The 17,623-nt window shown below is 58.0% G+C and carries 14 protein-coding genes and 1 pseudogene; 4 read left to right on the plus strand and 11 right to left on the minus strand.

Annotated features, from left to right (window positions below):
• Positions 1–84: 84 nt before the first annotated feature.
• The 3 genes and pseudogenes from nadC (at position 85) to LE197_RS27465 (ending at position 2,059) form a co-directional block, all read left to right on the plus strand.
• Positions 85–932, plus strand: a pseudogene (nadC, locus tag LE197_RS27455) (carboxylating nicotinate-nucleotide diphosphorylase).
• 153 nt (positions 933–1,085) lie between these two features.
• Complete coding sequence (locus tag LE197_RS27460) at positions 1,086–1,379, plus strand: hypothetical protein (protein ID WP_060765964.1); 294 nt, start codon at positions 1,086–1,088, stop codon at positions 1,377–1,379.
• A 404-nt stretch (positions 1,380–1,783) separates the two neighbouring features.
• On the plus strand, positions 1,784–2,059 hold the full coding sequence (locus tag LE197_RS27465) for a helix-turn-helix domain-containing protein (protein ID WP_126071252.1): 276 nt from the start codon (positions 1,784–1,786) through the stop codon (positions 2,057–2,059).
• Positions 2,060–2,070: 11 nt separating this feature from the next.
• On the opposite strand, the gene LE197_RS27470 is transcribed toward LE197_RS27465, so the two are convergent.
• The 9 genes from LE197_RS27470 to LE197_RS27510 form a co-directional block, all read right to left on the minus strand.
• The gene (locus tag LE197_RS27470; protein WP_126071251.1) at positions 2,071–4,224 is read right to left on the minus strand and encodes a DEAD/DEAH box helicase; all 2,154 of its coding nucleotides are present in this window, start codon (positions 4,222–4,224) and stop codon (positions 2,071–2,073) included.
• On the minus strand, positions 4,224–5,078 hold the full coding sequence (locus tag LE197_RS27475) for a DUF1837 domain-containing protein (protein WP_126071250.1): 855 nt from the start codon (positions 5,076–5,078) through the stop codon (positions 4,224–4,226). The genes LE197_RS27470 and LE197_RS27475 overlap by 1 nt, the downstream gene beginning before the upstream one ends.
• 13 nt (positions 5,079–5,091) lie before the next feature.
• Positions 5,092–5,451 (minus strand): M48 family metallopeptidase, encoded by a 360-nt coding sequence (locus LE197_RS27480; protein WP_126071249.1) that lies wholly within the window; start codon positions 5,449–5,451, stop codon positions 5,092–5,094.
• Entirely contained in the window at positions 5,448–8,396 is a 2,949-nt protein-coding gene (locus tag LE197_RS27485) for a type I restriction endonuclease subunit R (protein WP_126071248.1), read from the minus strand. The genes LE197_RS27480 and LE197_RS27485 overlap by 4 nt, the downstream gene beginning before the upstream one ends.
• Positions 8,393–9,691, minus strand: coding sequence for a restriction endonuclease subunit S (locus LE197_RS27490; RefSeq protein WP_206437701.1), 1,299 nt, complete (start codon positions 9,689–9,691; stop codon positions 8,393–8,395). The genes LE197_RS27485 and LE197_RS27490 overlap by 4 nt, the downstream gene beginning before the upstream one ends.
• Entirely contained in the window at positions 9,688–11,535 is a 1,848-nt protein-coding gene (locus tag LE197_RS27495) for an N-6 DNA methylase (RefSeq protein WP_126071247.1), read from the minus strand. The genes LE197_RS27490 and LE197_RS27495 overlap by 4 nt, the downstream gene beginning before the upstream one ends.
• A gap of 87 nt (positions 11,536–11,622) precedes the next feature.
• On the minus strand, positions 11,623–12,132 hold the full coding sequence (gene radC / locus LE197_RS27500; protein WP_126071246.1) for a RadC family protein: 510 nt from the start codon (positions 12,130–12,132) through the stop codon (positions 11,623–11,625).
• Positions 12,133–12,476: 344 nt separating this feature from the next.
• A complete protein-coding gene (locus LE197_RS27505) occupies positions 12,477–13,544 on the minus strand; it encodes a PDDEXK nuclease domain-containing protein (protein WP_126071245.1) in 1,068 nt (355 codons plus the stop codon).
• Positions 13,541–14,740 (minus strand): tyrosine-type recombinase/integrase, encoded by a 1,200-nt coding sequence (locus tag LE197_RS27510; protein WP_126071244.1) that lies wholly within the window; start codon positions 14,738–14,740, stop codon positions 13,541–13,543. The genes LE197_RS27505 and LE197_RS27510 overlap by 4 nt, the downstream gene beginning before the upstream one ends.
• Positions 14,741–14,967: 227 nt before the next feature.
• On the opposite strand from LE197_RS27510, the gene LE197_RS27515 reads away from it, so the two are divergent.
• Positions 14,968–16,071, plus strand: a complete 1,104-nt coding sequence (locus LE197_RS27515; protein ID WP_003096699.1) for a GlxA family transcriptional regulator — start codon at positions 14,968–14,970, stop codon at positions 16,069–16,071.
• A 46-nt stretch (positions 16,072–16,117) separates the two neighbouring features.
• Here LE197_RS27515 and LE197_RS27520 read toward each other — a convergent pair whose 3' ends face one another.
• Together LE197_RS27520 and LE197_RS27525 are read right to left on the minus strand one after the other, a co-directional pair.
• The gene (locus LE197_RS27520; RefSeq protein WP_003096701.1) at positions 16,118–16,366 is read right to left on the minus strand and encodes a hypothetical protein; all 249 of its coding nucleotides are present in this window, start codon (positions 16,364–16,366) and stop codon (positions 16,118–16,120) included.
• Positions 16,367–16,634: 268 nt separating this feature from the next.
• Positions 16,635–17,528, minus strand: a complete 894-nt coding sequence (locus LE197_RS27525; RefSeq protein WP_003142060.1) for a LysR family transcriptional regulator — start codon at positions 17,526–17,528, stop codon at positions 16,635–16,637.
• Positions 17,529–17,623 lie beyond the last annotated feature (95 nt).

Here is a 17,623-nt window from a genome sequence, read left to right on the forward strand (position 1 = left end):
TGTTCAGCGGCCGCCATCGTCTGAATCATACACTTGGGTGCGGAGAGCAGAGTTGAAAAAAGTGAGTAATGGGGAAGTGTCGAAATGCAAAATATAGAATTGGCCGGCCTGGTCTCAGAGATTGATGAAAATGTACGTAGAGCACTTGTGGAGGATGTCGGAAGTGGGGATATCTCCGCACAACTTGTCCCGCGAGATAAACTGGCCAGAGCAAAAATCATCACGAGAGAGGCCTGCACGATCAGTGGTACATCGTGGGTAGATGCAGTCTTCCGACAGTTGGATCCGCATGCCATTCTGAACTGGAATGTTGCGGATGGCGATCGTGCGGAGGCAAATGAAATCCTATTGCATTTAGAGGATCAGCACGCTCGCTATTGACGGGAGAGCGAACCGCGTTAAATTTCTTGCAACTGCTTTCTGGCGTCGCGACCGAGTGCCAGTGGATGGCTGATAAAGTGGCGCATACTCAGGTGAAATTACTTGATACGCGAAAGACCATTCCAGGTCTTCGTCTTGCACAAAAATATGCCGTCACTTGTGGGGGATGCCATAATCATCGCATTGGTCTTTATGACGCTTTTCTCATCAAGGAGAACCATATTGCAGCTTGCGGTGGTATTCTCGAGGCTATCAACGCTGCCCGCCGCATTGCGCCCGGTAGACCAGTAGAGGTCGAAGTAGAAAACTTAGTCGAACTGCAAGAAGCGCTGAAGGGGGGAGCGGATGTAGTCATGTTCGACGAACTGAGTCTGGATGACATGCGTGAAGGCGTTCGACTCAACAACGGACAGGCCCGGCTTGAGGCCAGCGGCGGAATCAATGAAAGTACATTGGTAGCTATCGCAGATACTGGGGTCGACTACATATCAATGGGCGCGATAACTAAAAATATAAAAGCCATAGACTTATCTATGCGCTTGAGCCTTTAAACATCAGGCAGTATTCTGCCGAGCCCTGCCTGCGTTAAATAGCCAGAAATAGCATTATTTGTGGGGGCATCACGGGGGTTTGCAGGTAGTTGCCCTTGGCCTGGTCGAACAGCGCCGGAGGACTGCGGCGGTACTGCTACCGCTGCGCGGACTATGATGCTGTCGCGAAAGCTCTCCGAGCAGCTTGGGGAACTGTTCGAGGAGCTGGTGAATGCCCTAAGACTGGTTGGCGACGGGGTGATTTGTATCTCGAATATGAACGCCCAGATCGCAAGCGCTACCGAGGAGCAAAGTACGGTCACACCTGAGGTTAACGGCAGCGTAGCGAGCATCCGCCATCTAACAGAGAGCTTCGCTGGTAGCTTGCAAACCTCAGCCTTGGAAATCACTGCTTTGGGGCAGAGTAAAAAGCAGCAGCAAGCGCTACTGGACGGATTCCAGAGATAGCTGAATCACCCCTTAATATTTGGATATTCGATCGCTGCTTCACGCCCTGAGGAAGTCAGTCAACCTTGATCAAGGTTCTTGAGCAGCGGTGAACCGCGCTTCTTCAAGGCATTCCAATTGGTATTCCAATCAAAAATAAAAACAGATATTAATGTTATAGGGGAGCCCGCAGAATACGGAGTTTTTTGTACGCTAAGCCCCGCGTGATGGCTGTAAGCCGCAACGGGCATGGACTGCGTCCAGTTGAAGTACACCCCAACCGGGCGTAAGGCCGACCATTCAGGCCGCGTCAGAGTAGGATGGCTTTCTGAATTTCCTGACGTTCCAGCGTCCACCTCTACGACCTCAACCTGACAGACAGAGCGCTTAGCGTACGAAAATTTCCGTTTTCTCTATTCGCCCCTATGCAGAAGCGAACCGTCCAGCGCGGCCGACCGGCCGGCTCCACCACCTTCGACGCCGAGCTGGCCCAGGCTTTCGGTGTGGCGGTGCGTGCGCTTCGCACCGAACGCGGCATCGCCCAGGAAACGCTGGCCAACTTGGCCGGCATCGAGCGCTCGCACATGGGCAAGATCGAGCGCGGCGAGCATGCGCCGACCCTGTCCATCATCTTCAAGATCGCCAGGGCCCTGGAATGCAGCGCAGCGGTACTGATGGCCGAAATGGAAAGTCAGTTATAGATTCCGCATGGTCAGATAGATTGCTGCACGTCTTCAATCAAGCTTTTCTCGAAAGAAGTTAACGGCAATTTGTTGACTTGCAGCCGCGACAGATTGCTCAATGCCTTGTCCAACATCCCATCGGAGTTCAGAACAGTCTCCAGCTTTTTTGCTATTGGAAATGGAAGACCATACTCATCCAAGGCAATCAATGCAGCATCGGAAAAAAGACTTTCTACCTTCCCGCTAAAGAAACTGTATTCGGACTTCAATGTAGGTTTACCAAGGCGCTCAACGAGGGAGTTTTGAATTCTGCAGACGCCCATTGCCAACCTTGGGAATCGGTACTGTGGCCACTGCCTGATGAATTCCAAGGAAGCCTCAACCGCGTCATCTGGATCTGTACCCTTATCAATTTCTTGCGAGATAACAGAACTCAATGACGTATTCCGCATTTGATTGATCTTAAACGCGAGCTGCTTCCCCGAGCTAATTCCCCCAACGCGCCCAGTTTCATTTATGAAGAATTCCCATATTTTTTCGCAGAGATTAAGCAGTTGCTCCCAGTCAGGGTAGCCACTCCAGGATAGCTTTCGAAGCTCTGTTGGATTCTCCACCAAGTAGCGAGCCAATGCGATCTGATCCTGTGGCTCAATACCGGTATTTTGACGAATTACGTCGATGCCAAGAATCTGCTGCCGGTAATATGGCTCTAGCCGCTTTCGTGAATTTCCGCGCAGGTCTGACTCGTCGAGCTGAATAAGCAAACTTTCGCTGGTATTTTGGGAATCTTGGGAAAAAACAGGAACTTCCACTAAAGGAAGTTCTTGCTGGGGCGGCTCATGGAAAACATAGACGTTACCAATAAAATGTTTAAACATTCTTCCGGAGCGGCCACGAATGTTGTTGAAAGTAAAGAAGTCGTATTTTTGTTTTGCAATTTTATTGTCGAAAATAATTACATTTTTTGCTTTTGTATTTACACCTTCGATAAGGGTTGAGGTGCACACAAGAATTGGTAGGTCGCCCTCGTTGAACCCTTTGACGCAGAGCTGTGCGAGTGCTCGCGGCATACGGCCGTGATGCATACCTACACCATTCCGAAGGCCTTTAACTAAAGTCCATTCAGGATGATAGTTTTCTCCCGCCCATTGGGCAGCATCTTCCATGCCTACATTTGGCCTTTCTAACTTTTCAGACAGCATTTCCACAATTTTACGTGCTTTGTTTGGAGACGCACAAAAAATTAGCGTGGGGCCATCCATTTCGTTGCACAGGCTAAGTAGTTTCTCCATGTCCTGCCCCTTCTTAGGTCGGACCGGAATCAACTCTGTCACCACAGTGGCAAAGTCTGTTCTAATGAACTGACATTTAAATCTTTCGGGGAATCCGTCTGGGATGTTCTGTATATTTGGGCCAAGAAGATAAAACTGACGAGATTTTTTTGTGAGCTTATAGAATGCATGATTGAGTGTCATTGCCCGGCTGGAATCCTCACGAGGATCAAGCTTATAAAACTCATCAAGCACAAAAAGATCAATTTCGGGCAGATTTGGAAAATCTACCGCACGCTCTTGCGTTAAAACGAAGACATTTTTGGTGGTAACCTCTTGTGATGCGTGAGTAATTACCTTGTGGCTTTCTTTAAGTCCAGAAAGGCGACGCCTTGTCTCGTCAATAAGCGCAATCGTAGGCACTACAATCACGACATTATTAAATCGACCACTTTCTATCAGCGCATCAACCAGCGCGCTTTTTCCAAAACTCGTTGGCGCGCTCAGTACAATGCTCTCGCCGTCGATGATACGCCTAAAAACCTCCGCCTGAACTCTATGAAACACTAGCCCTTCATTTTCGCCAGGCTTTTCTATATCCTGATCTACTGATGCAGTGATGAGACTTGGGCGATGAAACTCTCTAGCCAGTGCATCCTTGATTGACAGCGATTCGGCATGCAGATATGGATAAAGACCATAGTGGCGTATCAAGCCATTTAGGATTTCACTAAATTCTTCAAACTGCTCGCGCTTATTCAGTACGCGCAAAATCAATGACTGGACAACCCCATCGCTGTGACCTTGGGATCGACTAGCAAGCGAACAGATGGATTGAAGGATTTCAAACGCCCTGGAGTTGCTAATCTGATTGCTCTTCAAGAGCTTTTCGATTTCATCAGGTTTTAGCATTATTGAAGCCCCTTCAAACTTCCATCCAAACACTCAATGAGTGCCTTCTTTGCATTCAGCGGAATCAGGAATAAATGCACTTTTACCGGTAGAGATAGCCCAGAAATCTTCTTTTCAAGACTATCCCTGACAGCCATAACTTCTTCTACAAGCGCCTGGCTGTACTGTGGCGTCACCTTGGTGTGCACCTTCAAAGCATTACTGTCGTAAGTAATTAGCACTGGAATGCAGGCTGCGTCAAAGACCTCGTCCAATGAAGTATTCGCATCAAGAAGCCTGGCAAGCTTGGAGTAATGGGGAGAGCTTTTATCTAACTTATTTGCGATCAGGGCCACTTCATTTTTCATGTAGTCGATTTGCGTGTGATCCTGAATTTCTTTCACAACATCTCGTATTGCTCGGCTTGCGTCATCGTAAAATTTCACCTCCCCAAGCCACAGCTGCAACTTGTCGTCAACTTCGACCACATGTACGGCGTCATAACCTTTGACAGTGTTATTTACTGAATCCTTCCAGTAAATTTTGCTAATGGCCGGGATAGATCTGTGAACTTGGCGCAGCGCGATATGCAGGAATAGCTCGCCAAACTCCCCCCGCAGCTTGTATTTGTCGGTTTGATAGACCAATCTTGCTGCTTTCCTGAGAAGCTTCACGGCTGTCCCGGGCCTGAAATCCTCCAGTTCTTCTGCTGACAAGCAAAACTCAGGGAGCCACTCCATAGCATGCTCAGCCAATGCCTCGGCGCGCCACTTCCCCCCCTCGTAACCTGCACACAAGGCACAAACAGCGGGAGTTTGGGATATGTCATGTACCTTGACGGATAAGAATGGCGCTGGCGGATCTGGAAACGGCATTGACTGACCCTTTTTAGTATTGGGGAGAAGAGGAATTCTTTGCTACTCGCCTCAAGCCACCGCAAGTATTGTTAGGACTTGCCACATCGAATTGACGCCAATCCGGTACATGGGCACTCATCAATGCCTTAAAGACCTTCCCATGCGTTGAATAGCGAAGATGCAACAGCTCATGGACAATTACGTAGTCTTGAAAGCACTCGTCTCGATCAAGCAGGTCGATGGCTAAAGTAATGGTTCCTGACGATGAGCATGAGCCCCATTTCTTACGCATCTCTTGGACACGTACAACACGAGGGTTCACCTTCAACTTGATCGCCCATGTCATCGCACGACGCTTCAGATCCTGCGCAGGATAGCCTGAGGGCTTCATTTATCACCCTCCATAAGCAGTATCTGGATGACGAGATCAACAACGCGCGCCCGTTCAGTCGCAGCCAAAGCCAGAAACGGCTTATACATTGCCGCCCGTAGCCGCCGCTGCTCGTCAGCATTGACCAGCGCATTCGGGAATCGGCCAAGTAAGTCCTCAGCCTCCTTGGCCAGAAGCATAGGATTGAGGGCTTCCGCCTTGACGGAAGTGTCGTCACGCAGAACCCAGGCAACAGCAAAAGCTCGAGCCGACAAACCACTCTCACGGGCTGCCTTCATGGCCGCTTCCTTTTCCGTGGCCAGCGCCGCCAACTGATCCATTGCTGCCAGACCAGTGGTTCTCCGCTCCTCCAAATCCTTCAAAATGCGCTCGGCCCGGTCTTTCAGCGGTTGAAGCACGGGCGCGGCGGCAGGGTCTACGTCGATTTCCTGCTGCAAGCCGCGCACGAGGTTGAACACTTTGCCCTCGTCGCTGCCCTTGTCGCCGCGCAAGGATTGCAGCGTAGCCACATCGAAGGTGACACTCTTGGTGAGCCGCCCCAAGCCTTGCTGTTCGGCGCTTTCTTCGATCAGCCGGCGTGTTTTGTAGGCTAGGTCGGCGATGAAGCCGACCTTCTCTGCATAGGCATTGCGCACCGCTGCATACAGTTGACTCAACTGCTTGTAGCTGGCGATGTGGTCGCGTAGCTCTGGCGAGGGCGAGAGGATTTCCCACAGCGCCTCGATTTCCTTGTATTGGTCGAAGAATGTCTTGCGTGCTTCCGGCTCAAGGAAGCGACCGAATACCAACTTTTCCAGCCGTTCGTCTGGCCCACCCTCTACATTGGTATCGAGGTAATCCTGTTTGGCCTGCGCGATGCGCTGCAGAAAATCCTGCAAGAGCACATCCAGGTCCTCAATCACACCGCCCACGTCGCTGGAATCGAATTTCAGCGCCTTCTTCAGCTCACGCAGTACGCCGACGAAATCCACCACCAGCCCCACGCGCTTCTGCACGCCGTTAGCATCCACATAAGGCCGGTTCACGCGCGCGATGGATTGCAGCAGCACATGGTCGCGCATCGGCTTGTCGAGGTAGAGGCAATACAGCGGCGGTGCGTCGTAGCCGGTTAGAAGCTTGTCGGTGACTATCAGAATCTTCGGGTTTTCGGCGGGTTTCTTGAACAACAGGCGCGCCTGCTCCTCGGCCTCGTCAGAAAGCTGCAATTTCGCCACCAAAGGGCGGTCAATCGCATCTGCTGCGTTCTGGGTATAGACCGGCGCACTCCATTCCGGCGGCAGCAGCTTATCCAGCGCTTGTTTATACTTGGCGCAGGCTTCCCGGTTCACCGCCACTACGAACGCCTTGTAGCCTAGCGGCAGCACGTTTTCCTTGAAGTGCTCTGCAACGAAGGCCGCCACCTTTTCGATGCGGTCGTCAGCGGTCAGAAAGGTGCGCAGGCCCACTGCGCGGTCAAGCACCTTGTTGAGCTCCTCCACATCCGACACGCCTTCGATTTCGGCTAATGCGAAGAACTCCTTGTCCAGCCGTTCGGCGGGCACAGTCATTTCGCTGGGGGCCATTACATGCTTGATCGGCAGCGTGGTTTCGTCGGCGATAGATTCGGCAATCGAGTACTTGTCCAGATAGCCGGCTTCATCCTGCGTGCCGAAAATCTTGAACGTACCTTCACCCTGAGCACTGCGCGCAATCGGCGTGCCGGTGAAACCGATGATGGTAGACATCGGCAGAGCAGCCATTAGGTAGGTGCCCAAGTCCTTCGCCACCGAGCGGTGAGCCTCGTCGATGAAAACATAGACGTTGTCGCGGGCACAACTATCTTTCTTGATTTCATCGAACTTATGGATCATCGAGATGATGAGGCCGCGAAAATCTGCATCCAGCAGTTGTTGCAGCTTCGCCTTGGTATTGGCGCGCTCCACCGCGATATCCTGCGCCTGCATCTCGCCCAACAGCCGTTCCACCCAGCCCTTCAACTGGCCTTCCAGTTCGGTGCGATCCACGACCAGTAGAACGGTGGCATTTTGGAAGCGCGCCTTGTCCTCCAGAATTTGCCGAGCTGCCGTCAGCAGCGTGAAGGTCTTGCCCGAACCTTGCGTGTGCCAGACCAGCCCGCGCGTCTTGGCCGGGTCTGCACAGCGCTCTAGAATGGCGTCAATAGCGCGGCGTTGGTGCTGGCGCAGCACGGATTTTCGGGTTTCGCCGTCCTGCACGTAAAACAAAATCCAGTGCTGCAAAGTGCGCAGGAACTCGCTAGGTTCGAAGAACGCCTGCACCGCGAAGCGGTAGCTTTCCTCCGGCGCCTGCTTCCATCGCGCCATGTCGCGGCGGTTGGCGTTCCACGTCACGCCGTACCAGTAGTCGAGCAGGTGCGTCACGTTGAATAACTGCGTGGTCGCCAGCAGTTCCGGTGTTTCTAGTTCGTAGCGGCGCAGTTGCTTGATGGCGCGCTCAATGGCACCGCCGTCCTTCGGGTTTTTGTGCTCGACGATGACCACCGGCACGCCGTTGACCACGAACATAACGTCGGCGCGGTTGCCCTTAGCGCGCGCGGGAGGCTTGATCTTCCATTCCCAGGTCACGTGAAGGACGTTATCCGCGGGGCGGTCGAAGTCGATCATTGTCACCGCGCGGTGGCACTTTTCGGCTTCGTCATACCAAGCGCGTTCGCCGCGCAACCACGACAGCAGTTCGCGGTTGCCTTCGATGCTGACGGGCAGCGCGTCCAGTGTTTCGACGATGGCACGCACCGCATCCACCGTTAGCCATGGGTTGAAGGCAGTGAGCTTGCTTTCAAGCACATCGCGAAAGAAGGTGCCTGCATCGCCGCCGCGTTTGGCGCGGGCATCGTCGGGCGTAATGGTCGTCCAGCCGATTTCTGCCGCGTGGCGCACCATCGGGAACTGCACGGTACCCGCTTCGCTGATTTCCAGTGACTTGTTCATGCCGTGACCTCCGGGGTTTGCGCCGGAGCCACAGGCAGCGCCGACAGGTCAAGGTCGGCGACGCGGATTTCGCCAGTCATGAGCTTGTGTAGCAGGGACTGGAACAGTTCTTCTAGCACGGCGCGTTTTTTGCGGTGCAAGTCGATCTTGCGGTCGAGGGTGTCGAGGATGGCAACGATTTCACGCTGTTCGTCCTCGCTCTTCGGATAGGTCAGCGGCAGGTCGCGCACGATTTCAAGGTTGAGGTTCTGCTGCTGCCCACCGTGGGCGAGCGAGCGAATCTCGTCGTAGCGCCAAGTGAGGAAGTGGTACAGATAGCGCGGCAAAACGGCATCGTCTTTCGGCGTGATCGCAGCGCAGGCTTGATTGCAGGTCGCTTCGATGCCGAGAATGGCGACTTTGCCGCGCGTCACGCCTTGGCCGTACATGGCCATCAGCAGCGTGCCTACAGGCAACATCTTGGCTGCCGAGCATTCAAGGGCCAGAGGCGTGATGTGTTCCCCTGTTTCGTTGATGACGCAGTAGTCCACTTCGGTGGTCTTGACCCACGGAATCGTGCCGCCCGTCCAGAACGTGGGATTGCTGCGCGACGGCGTGCCGCCGGAGACGACCGTGTGATGTGCCCCAAGCGAAGTGACATCCCAACTCTCCGGCACCAGCCCGATCTCTGTTTCCTTCTGCGCCTCGCCGCGCAGGCCGCGCGTGAACAGGTGGGTCATGGCGGCGCACTTGAGTTCTGCCAACACTTCAACCAGCTCGCGCTCGACCCGATACGCCTTGCGAACGCCGCCGATGAGTTGCACAAGCTCCTTCTGCTCATCCAGAGAACGGACAGGAACCTCGAAACGCAGGTATTCGTGCCAGTCCAGATTTCGGATGCCCGTCGTCGCGCGCTGGAGCGTTTCCGTCGCGCCGCCAAGATAGAGAGCGTGCAGGTAGAGCGCAACATAGTCAGGGTCGAATATGTCGCGGTCACGAACGCGCAGCGTTGTCGTGAAGTTGCTCGAAAAATATGGGCGCTCATCCGGCGGAACAAACAACGCAATACGACCAACCGGCTGTTTCGGCCCGCCACCAGAACGCTCCACAACAATGTCGCCTTGCGCAAGTTGCCGTTCAGCAAAATGCCGTTCCTCGACATCCAACTCGACAACATCCTCGAAATCAAGGAGGCCATCGCCGCCGAAGTTCGTGGCGCGCAGCACTTTGGCCGGTTTCAGCGGGGCGCGTTTGCCTTTCCACAGTCCGCTGACTAGCTGGAAATGGGATTTGTCACTCAGCGAAACTTGCTTCACGTTTTGCCTCCCGATGCCGTAATGCGCGCAAGCATTGGTTGAAGGGTTGCCCAGAGGTCATCGCCGGTTTTGGTGAGGTCATTCGCCGAGCGAACCAAGTCCTCGATGCTGCGGTGTTCGGCATCGCCGTTCTGTCCCACCCACCGGCTCGGACTCAGGTTGTAGTCCGCTTCCTCCGCTTGCTGCATCGTGATAACGGCCAGTTCGCCCTCAACCGACTCGCCTTTCAGGTACATCGCCGCCAGCGGCCGAATGTCCTCTTCCGGCAAGTAGTTTTTCGGCTTGCCCTTGCGGAAGTGCCGGCTGGCGTTGAGCAGATGAATCCTGCCTCTGCGTGCTGTAGATTTGCGCTTGTTCAGCACTACGATCACACCTGCCGCCGTGGTGTTGTAGAACAGGTTTTCGGGCAACAGGATCACGCCGTCGATCAAGTCGTGGTCTACAAACCACTTGCGAATGTTGCGCTCTTTGTCCTCGTTCTTGCTGCCGCTGCCACGCGTCACCGCTCCGGTATCCAGCACCACGCAGGCGCGGCCATCATCGTCCATCGCGGACAAGGTATGCTGCAACCAGGCCCAGTCACCCTTGCCACTGGTGATGCCACCCGCCGTCTGGAACCGCTCGAACGGGTCGTTTTTGAATAGGTCGGGAGCGAAGGACTGGTTCCACATCGGGTTGGCCACCAGAATGTCGTGACCTCGAATCCTGCCTGCTGCGTCGCGGAACTTGGGATTGATCATGGTGTCGCCACGTGCCAGTTCTACCTCCATATCGTGGATGATGGCGTTCATGCGCGCGACGGCGTAGCTTTCGGCCTGCAATTCCTGGCCACTCAACTTCACAGGCACGCGACTGGTAGGGTCGAGTTCGCGGGCAACGAGCTGCATTTTGATCAACAGCCCTGCCGAGCCGCAGGCGTAGTCGTGGCAGGTTTCGCCAGGGCGCGGGCGCAGGATGTGTGCCATCAGGAAGCCCACCTCGGTTGGCGTGAAGAACTCGCCCGCGCTCTGGCCGGAGCCTTCTGCGAACTTGCGAAGCAGGTATTCGTAGGCGCGCCCCAAAAAGTCGGGTTGCACGTCTGCCAAGCCGAGGCGGTAGTGTGGATCGGAGAAAGTCTCAACCACGCCGCGCAGTTTGGCAGGGTTGATGTCACGCTCACCGTTGCGCTCGGCAGCGAAGTCCACCACGTCCAGTACACCGGAAAGGTCAGGGTTGTGCTTCACAACGGCGCGCACGGCGCGGGTGAGGTGTTCACCGATGTCGCGCGGAGCAGTGCTGCGGCCTTTATCGTCCACAGGCCAGTCATAGGCTTCGCGCCCGCTGAGGATGGCCCAGCGTGCTTCGGGCGGCAAGTAAAAGCGTAGCAACGAATGGTCGGCTTCGGCGATCTCCAGCGCGGTGGCGCGGTCGCCGTAGTCCTCGGACAGACGCGCGATCTCGTCGTCGAACACATCCGAGAGGCGCTTTAGGAACAGCAACGGCAGCAGGTAGTCCTTGAACTTGGCTGCATCCTTTTCGCCCCGAATGGAGCAGGCTGCATCCCACAGCATTTGCTCCATTGGCTTGGTGGTGGGCGCAGCCGCAGCCCGCCGCCCTCGGCGAGGCGTTGCAGAAACGGGTGCCTGCACTTGACCTGCGGCGAAGGCCTCCGAAACACCAGCTTCCAGCGCAAGAGCCGCAATCGCCTCCTGCGCCGCACGTTGGGGCTTGCTATTGCCCCCCTCCCAGCGATTAACGGTGGCAAAAGACACGCCAAGACGCTCAGCAAGCTGTTCTTGGGTGAGGTTGAGCTCTGTGCGAATAGCACGAAGCGTTGCGGGGAAATCACGGGCTGTATTTGTCATGTTTGATATATTTGCTATATAGCAAATATTTGTCAAGCGATTCTTGGTTGCGCGATGAAAAGGGAGCCAAAGCCCCCCCCTTATCACTCAGATCAGTCCGTGTTCTGCAAACGACACTGTGGCTCCTCCTGCCACAACGACATGATCCAGCGTGCGCACCTCCACCAGCCCCAACGCATCCTTGAGCCGCTGCGTCAGCGCCTTATCGGCCTGCGATGGCTCAGGATTCCCGCTCGGATGGTTGTGCGACAGAATGACCGCCGCCGCATTGAGCCGCAGAGCTTCCTTGACCACTTCACGCGGATACACCGATGCACTGTCGATGGTGCCGTGGAACATCTCCCGGTACTCGATCAGCCGATGGCGCGTATCCAAGAACAGCACCGCAAAGACTTCATGCTCAAAGCCCGCCAGCTTGTTGCGTAGGTACTCCTTGACCAGCGCCGGGGAATTGAACTCAGCACCACGCTGCATCTTCAGCTCAATGGCCTGGCGTGCCGCTTCAAGAATTTGATCCACCGATGCCGGCGAATAGCGCCCCTGGGCGTCACGCACCAGCAAAGCGTCATCGAACGAGGAAAAGGACAGTTGCGACATGATCGTGCTCCGGTTGCTCGGGCGGAATTGCCCGGAACCGTGGCCAGCACGGCGCAGCGCAAGCAGTCAGGGATCGAAGACGGCCGATAGGCCGCAAGCGTGCAAGCACGCGAAGTCATTGACGGCGAGAACGCCGTGATACGGTGAAGGGAACAGCAAGACCGCCTACACTCCACTCAGCCACACACCCGCCGTTGGGCAAGTGCGCAGCACGCGCAGGCCCGGATCAACGATCAAGGCCGGAGGCGTCAGGGGTCAAAGCCGAATGGTCGCGATTCGGCACGAGGCGCGGGGCGCAGTCTGCGAACCCGACGGCGGTACGCCGGGACGCACGGATGCTGCTGTCAGGACTCTTCGCCAGGCTGCCGCTGCTCGATCTGCAAGCGTGCCCGTTCGGTCGCCTGCTGCAACTTCTCGCCCAACACCGCTCGTGGCGGCAAACTGGTCAGGTACTCGGCGACGTGGATGCCTGACTTGTCCAGTTCCAGCAATTCGATCTGTTCGCGCTTCTTGCCGGTGCAGAGAATGATCCCCAGCGGCGAGGCTTCTTGCGGCTCCCGCTCGTGCTTGTCCAGCCAGCGCAGGTAAAGCTCCATCTGTCCTTTGTAGGCTGCCTTGAACTCGCCGATCTTCAATTCCACCGCCACCAGACGCCGCAGCTTGCGGTTGTAGAACAGCAGGTCAAGGTGGAAATCCTCGTCGTCAATCGGGATGCGCTTCTGGCGGGAGACGAAGGAAAAGCCCGCACCCAGTTCCAGTAGGAAGGATTCCATTTCGCGGATGATGGCGGCCTCCAGGTCGCTTTCTTGCCAGCTATCCCGCAGCCCCAGGAAGTCGAGGATGTACGGGTCGCGCATGACCAGCGCTGGCGTCATGCGCTGCGCATCGCGCAAGGTCGCTAGTTCCTGCGCGATGGTTTCTTCCGGCTTTTGGGACAGCGCCGTGCGCTCGTACAGCATCGAGTCGATGCGCTCGCGCAGCATCCGCACGCTCCAGCGTTCGGCGCTTGCCATCTGCGCGTAGTAGTCCCGCTGGAGCGGCTCTTTCAGCGGCAGCAGCGCCACGAAATGCGACCAGCTCAATTGTCGTGACAGCGTCACGACAATTGGTTCGTCCGGGTATGTAGCGGCGAACTGCACCATTCGGCGCAGGTTCTTGTCCGCGAAGCTGCGTCCGTAGTCACGGACAAGTTGCTCGGCCAGGGACGGCAGGATTTCCTCGCCGTACCCGGCTCGCTGGCCGGCCAGCACTTCCGTATGGATGCGCTGACCGATACGCCAGAACAGCAAGGTCAGTTCGGCATTGACCGCCGAGACAGCACGCTGACGTGACGCCTCGATCAATGCCCGGATGTCACCCAGCAGCGCTGTTGGCGCTGCTGACGATGGGGCGGATGCCTTGCGCCGGTTCACAGCGTTCCCCCTTCGTCACGGTGCACCCCGGTGATCGTCTTGCGGCGGTTGGCCACCAGTTCGGCGGCCTGGCGTACTGGCCCATCCTCGGTATGCACGTAGCGCATGAACATCGCCACGGTCTTGTGGGCCGTAAGCACCATACCCACCTTCACCGGGATACCCGAGTTGGCAATGTCAGTGGCTGACCGATGGCGGATGCCATGTGTGCCGACATGAGGCACGCCAGCAGCCTTCAAAGCACGCTTCCAACCGCCGTAGTGCTCGCCATAGGTCATGTGCTTCATCGGGTCGCGCGGTGAAGGCAGCACATAGGGCGAAACCGGGTGCCGTGGCGCCGTCGAGAGCAAGCGATAGGCCTCCTCGCTCATGGGTTTCGACATCCCGCCGGTCTTGCTGTCCGGCCAGACCACCCGGCGATGCGCCAGATCGACCCAATCCCATTCGAGCAAGACGATTTCGGAGCGGCGGGCGGCGAACTCGAACTGCAAGCGGATCGCCAGCGGAATGACATGTGGCTCCAAGCCTTCGGCTTCCATCAGGTCGAGCTGACGGAAGATCTTGCCCATTTCCTCGTCGCTGATAAGCCGAGTGGCCTTGCCGGCCGGATACATGGGTACATGGCGGCAAGGGTTGGTGCCGTCGGGACGATAGCCCCATACCTCGGCCATGTTGAACATCTTGCGCAACACGCCAAAGGTGCGGTTGGCTTCAGCGGGTTTGTGGGCCAGCTTCTTCATCAGCGCGGCCACGTCCGGGCGCTTCACGTCCTGAGCCTTCATCTTCCCCAGGATCGGGTTGATGTTGCGGTCAATCACGCCTTGGTAGCCGCGCTGCGTGCTGGGCTTGTTGCGCTCCTTGGAATAGTCGCCCATGAACTTGGCGCACAACTCCTTGACCGTGGGTGCCTGGCGCGCGGCCGTCTTCTCTGCGGCCGGATCGCCGCCCCGGCGTACCTGCGCCAACCACTCCTGGGCCAGCGAACGGGCCTGTTCGACCGTCAGTTCACCGTACAGGCCCAGAGCAGGCTTGCGCCGCTCTCCGGCGTTCGTGCGGTATTGGAGCATGAACACCTTGCGGCCAGCCGGGGTGATCTTGCACAGGAAGCCGGGAACCAGGGTATCGCGCAGTTCGACTGGCTGCGCCTGGGCTTGTGCCGCATCGACTGCGGACTTGGTGAGCTTGATCTTCGCCATGATGACTCCTCGGAAAGACCCGATTTCCAGGAGCCTGGTGGGAGCCAGGCGAACCGAAGTCGGGTCAAGTTTCGGAAAGCACCGGCATATGATGGACGCACCTAAGTTATTGATAAACCTGCTGTATCGAGTCTAGGCGTGTACCAGCGAAATGCGATGCTGGAGTCATCGTGAAATAAAAAAAGCCTCGTGAGAGGCCTGCTTGCTCAGCGTGAGGAGATACACCCATGACCACGTACGCGCCCGGAGTCCCACCACAGAACCGAAATCCGCAGTCCATCGGCTTCCTGCTGCTGGACAACTTCACCCTGATCTCCCTGGCCTCGGCGGTGGAACCGTTGCGCATGGCCAACCAGCTCTCGGGACGCGAACTCTACCGCTGGCATACGCTGAGCCTGGACGGCCGCCAGGTCTGGGCCAGCGACGGCCTGCAGATCACCCCCGACGCCGGTACCGACAACGCCCCGGCGGTGGATTGCGTGATCGTCTGCGGCGGCGTCGGCATCCAGCGCAGCGTCACCCGCGAGCACGTCACTTTCCTCCAGGCCCAGGCCCGCCAGGGTCGGCGCCTCGGCGCGGTGTGCACCGGCAGTTGGGCGCTGGCCCGCGCCGGCCTGCTCGACGGCTACGATTGCAGCGTGCACTGGGAATGCCTGGCGGCGATGCAGGAAGCCTTCCCCCGGGTGGCCATGAGCACCCGCCTGTTCTCCATCGACCGCAACCGCTTCACCTCTTCCGGCGGCACCGCGCCGATGGACATGATGCTGCACCTGATCGGCCGCGAGCATGGCCGCGAGCTGTCGGCGGCGATCTCCGAGATGTTCATCTACGAGCGCATCCGCAACGAGCAGGACCACCAGCGCGTGCCGCTCAAGCACATGCTCGGCACCAACCAGCCGAAGTTGCAGGAGATCGTCGCGCTGATGGAGGCCAACCTGGAGGAACCGATCGACCTCGACGAACTGGCGGTCTACGTCAACGTCTCGCGTCGCCAGCTCGAGCGGCTGTTCCAGAAGTACCTGCACTGCTCGCCGTCGCGCTACTACCTGAAGCTGCGCCTGATCCGCGCCCGCCAGTTGCTCAAGCAGACGTCCATGTCGATCATCGAGGTGGCCTCGGTCTGCGGCTTCGTCTCCACCCCGCACTTCTCCAAGTGCTACCGCGAGTACTTCGGCATCCCGCCGCGCGACGAGCGCCAGGGCCAGCCGCTGGGCCAGCCGGTGGTGCTGATGCCGATCCCGCAGGACCTGGCGTTGATGCCCAACTCCTCGGCGCTGTCGGCCCTGAGCCAGGCGCAGGGCGAGTCGACCTTCGCCAGCGTGCGGATCTGACGGCGCGTCCCTGCCCGCCCCGTCCACGGGAGCGGGCAGGGCCTTGTCAGCCCCGCGGCACCAGCGCCGGCAGCAATTGCCGGGAAATCGCCTCGCGCACCGCCGGGAGCAGCGTGGCGTGCCCGCCGAGCATGTCCTCCACCAGCCGCCGCAGCGCCTGGGCGCGCTCCGGGCTGAGGCCGCGCACGGCGTATTCGCAGGCCTGCTCCGGAGTCGAGTCCGGCGGCACGCTGAAGCCCAGCGCCTGCAGGCGTTCGCGGAAATCGTCCTGGTCGATCAGATCGGCGTGCATCATCGCGGCAGCTCCTTCGATGGGGATTGCCATCGATTCTGCTGAGCCCACGTCGCTCCCGGCAAGGGGGCTGTCCCGCCTGGACATGGGCAGGTCGTTTTCGGCTAATTCGACCGCCAGCGACACCGCCACAATCGCCTCCAGCGGCTTGCGGAATGCAGCGGACGGCTTCCGGAAAACGCCAGACTCACACTGAGGGCCGTTCCTGGCTCCTTTTTCATCCCCCTCCGCGCGTCGGGCGCGGCAGGGGGATTTTTTTGCCGGAAGCCAGCTAGCCGGCGCCGAGTCCCGCCCGACAGTGTTCCCAGAAACGCTCGAAGCCCGGCGAGAGGAACTTGTCGCGCTGGCGCAGCATGTAGAAGCGCCGGCGCAACGGCGGCAGGCTGCTGCGCAGTTCGACCAGCGCGCCGGAGGCCAACTGTTCCTCGACCACCCAGCGCGACAGGCAACTGATGCCCAGCCCGGCGGCGACGCTGTGCTTGATCGCCTCGGAGCTGCCCAGGTCCAGGCTGTCTTCCAGGTAATGCAGGTGGCCCAGCAGGGCGTGGCTGACCTCCTCGCGCGTGCCCGAGCCGGGCTCGCGCAGCAGCCAGCGCGCCCGGCGCAGGGCCTCGCGGGAGACCTGGGTGCGCAAGGCCAGCGGGTGGCCGGGCGCCGCCACCACGATCAGGCTGTCCTCGAGCCAGGGCTCCACCCGCAGGCCCGGCTCGTGGCAGGGGCCTTCGATGAGGCCGATGTCCGCCGCGAAGGTCACCACGTCCTGCACCGCCGAACCGGTGTTGCCGATGCTGGCGTTGACCCTCACGCCCGGCTGCTCCCGCTCGAAGGAGGCCAGCAGGCGCGGCAGCACGTAGTTGCCGATGGTGCTGCTGGCCGCCACCGTCAGGCTCGCCTGGGGCGCGGCGGAAACCGCGAACTGCTGCTCCAGTTGCGCCACCCCGTCGAGCAGGCGCAATGCCTGGGGCAGGAAGCGGCGGCCGACCTCGTTCAGTTGCAGGCGCTTGCCGACCCGGTCGAACAGGCGCGTGGAAAGCTGCGATTCCAGCTCGTTGAGCGCGGCGCTGGTGGCCGACTGCGACAGCGAGATGGATTCCGCCGCCGCCGTGGTACTGCCGCAGCGAGCCACCGCACAGAAGATCTGGAGCTGACGGAAACTGAGGGCCATGGACTCACCTACCTGTTTTTCAGGTATTTAATACAGAAACTATTCGTTTCACAAATTCATGCCGGCTACCTAACCTGCGTCCCGTGACCTCACCT

It is taken from the genome of Pseudomonas sp. PS1(2021), assembly GCF_020405165.1.
Classification (GTDB): domain Bacteria; phylum Pseudomonadota; class Gammaproteobacteria; order Pseudomonadales; family Pseudomonadaceae; genus Pseudomonas; species Pseudomonas aeruginosa.

What these genes read in the sequence shown, in the direction of transcription:
- LE197_RS27460 (WP_060765964.1), top strand. Translation starts at nt 1,086, where the DNA reads ATGATGCTGTCGCGAAAGCTCTCCGAGCAGCTTGGGGAACTGTTCGAG.
- LE197_RS27465 (WP_126071252.1), top strand. Translation starts at nt 1,784, where the DNA reads ATGCAGAAGCGAACCGTCCAGCGCGGCCGACCGGCCGGCTCCACCACC.
- LE197_RS27470 (WP_126071251.1), bottom strand. Translation starts at nt 4,224, where the DNA reads ATGCTAAAACCTGATGAAATCGAAAAGCTCTTGAAGAGCAATCAGATT.
- LE197_RS27475 (WP_126071250.1), bottom strand. Translation starts at nt 5,078, where the DNA reads ATGCCGTTTCCAGATCCGCCAGCGCCATTCTTATCCGTCAAGGTACAT.
- LE197_RS27480 (WP_126071249.1), bottom strand. Translation starts at nt 5,451, where the DNA reads ATGAAGCCCTCAGGCTATCCTGCGCAGGATCTGAAGCGTCGTGCGATG.
- LE197_RS27485 (WP_126071248.1), bottom strand. Translation starts at nt 8,396, where the DNA reads ATGAACAAGTCACTGGAAATCAGCGAAGCGGGTACCGTGCAGTTCCCG.
- LE197_RS27495 (WP_126071247.1), bottom strand. Translation starts at nt 11,535, where the DNA reads ATGACAAATACAGCCCGTGATTTCCCCGCAACGCTTCGTGCTATTCGC.
- radC (WP_126071246.1), bottom strand. Translation starts at nt 12,132, where the DNA reads ATGTCGCAACTGTCCTTTTCCTCGTTCGATGACGCTTTGCTGGTGCGT.
- LE197_RS27510 (WP_126071244.1), bottom strand. Translation starts at nt 14,740, where the DNA reads ATGGCGAAGATCAAGCTCACCAAGTCCGCAGTCGATGCGGCACAAGCC.
- LE197_RS27515 (WP_003096699.1), top strand. Translation starts at nt 14,968, where the DNA reads ATGACCACGTACGCGCCCGGAGTCCCACCACAGAACCGAAATCCGCAG.
- LE197_RS27520 (WP_003096701.1), bottom strand. Translation starts at nt 16,366, where the DNA reads ATGATGCACGCCGATCTGATCGACCAGGACGATTTCCGCGAACGCCTG.
- LE197_RS27525 (WP_003142060.1), bottom strand. Translation starts at nt 17,528, where the DNA reads ATGGCCCTCAGTTTCCGTCAGCTCCAGATCTTCTGTGCGGTGGCTCGC.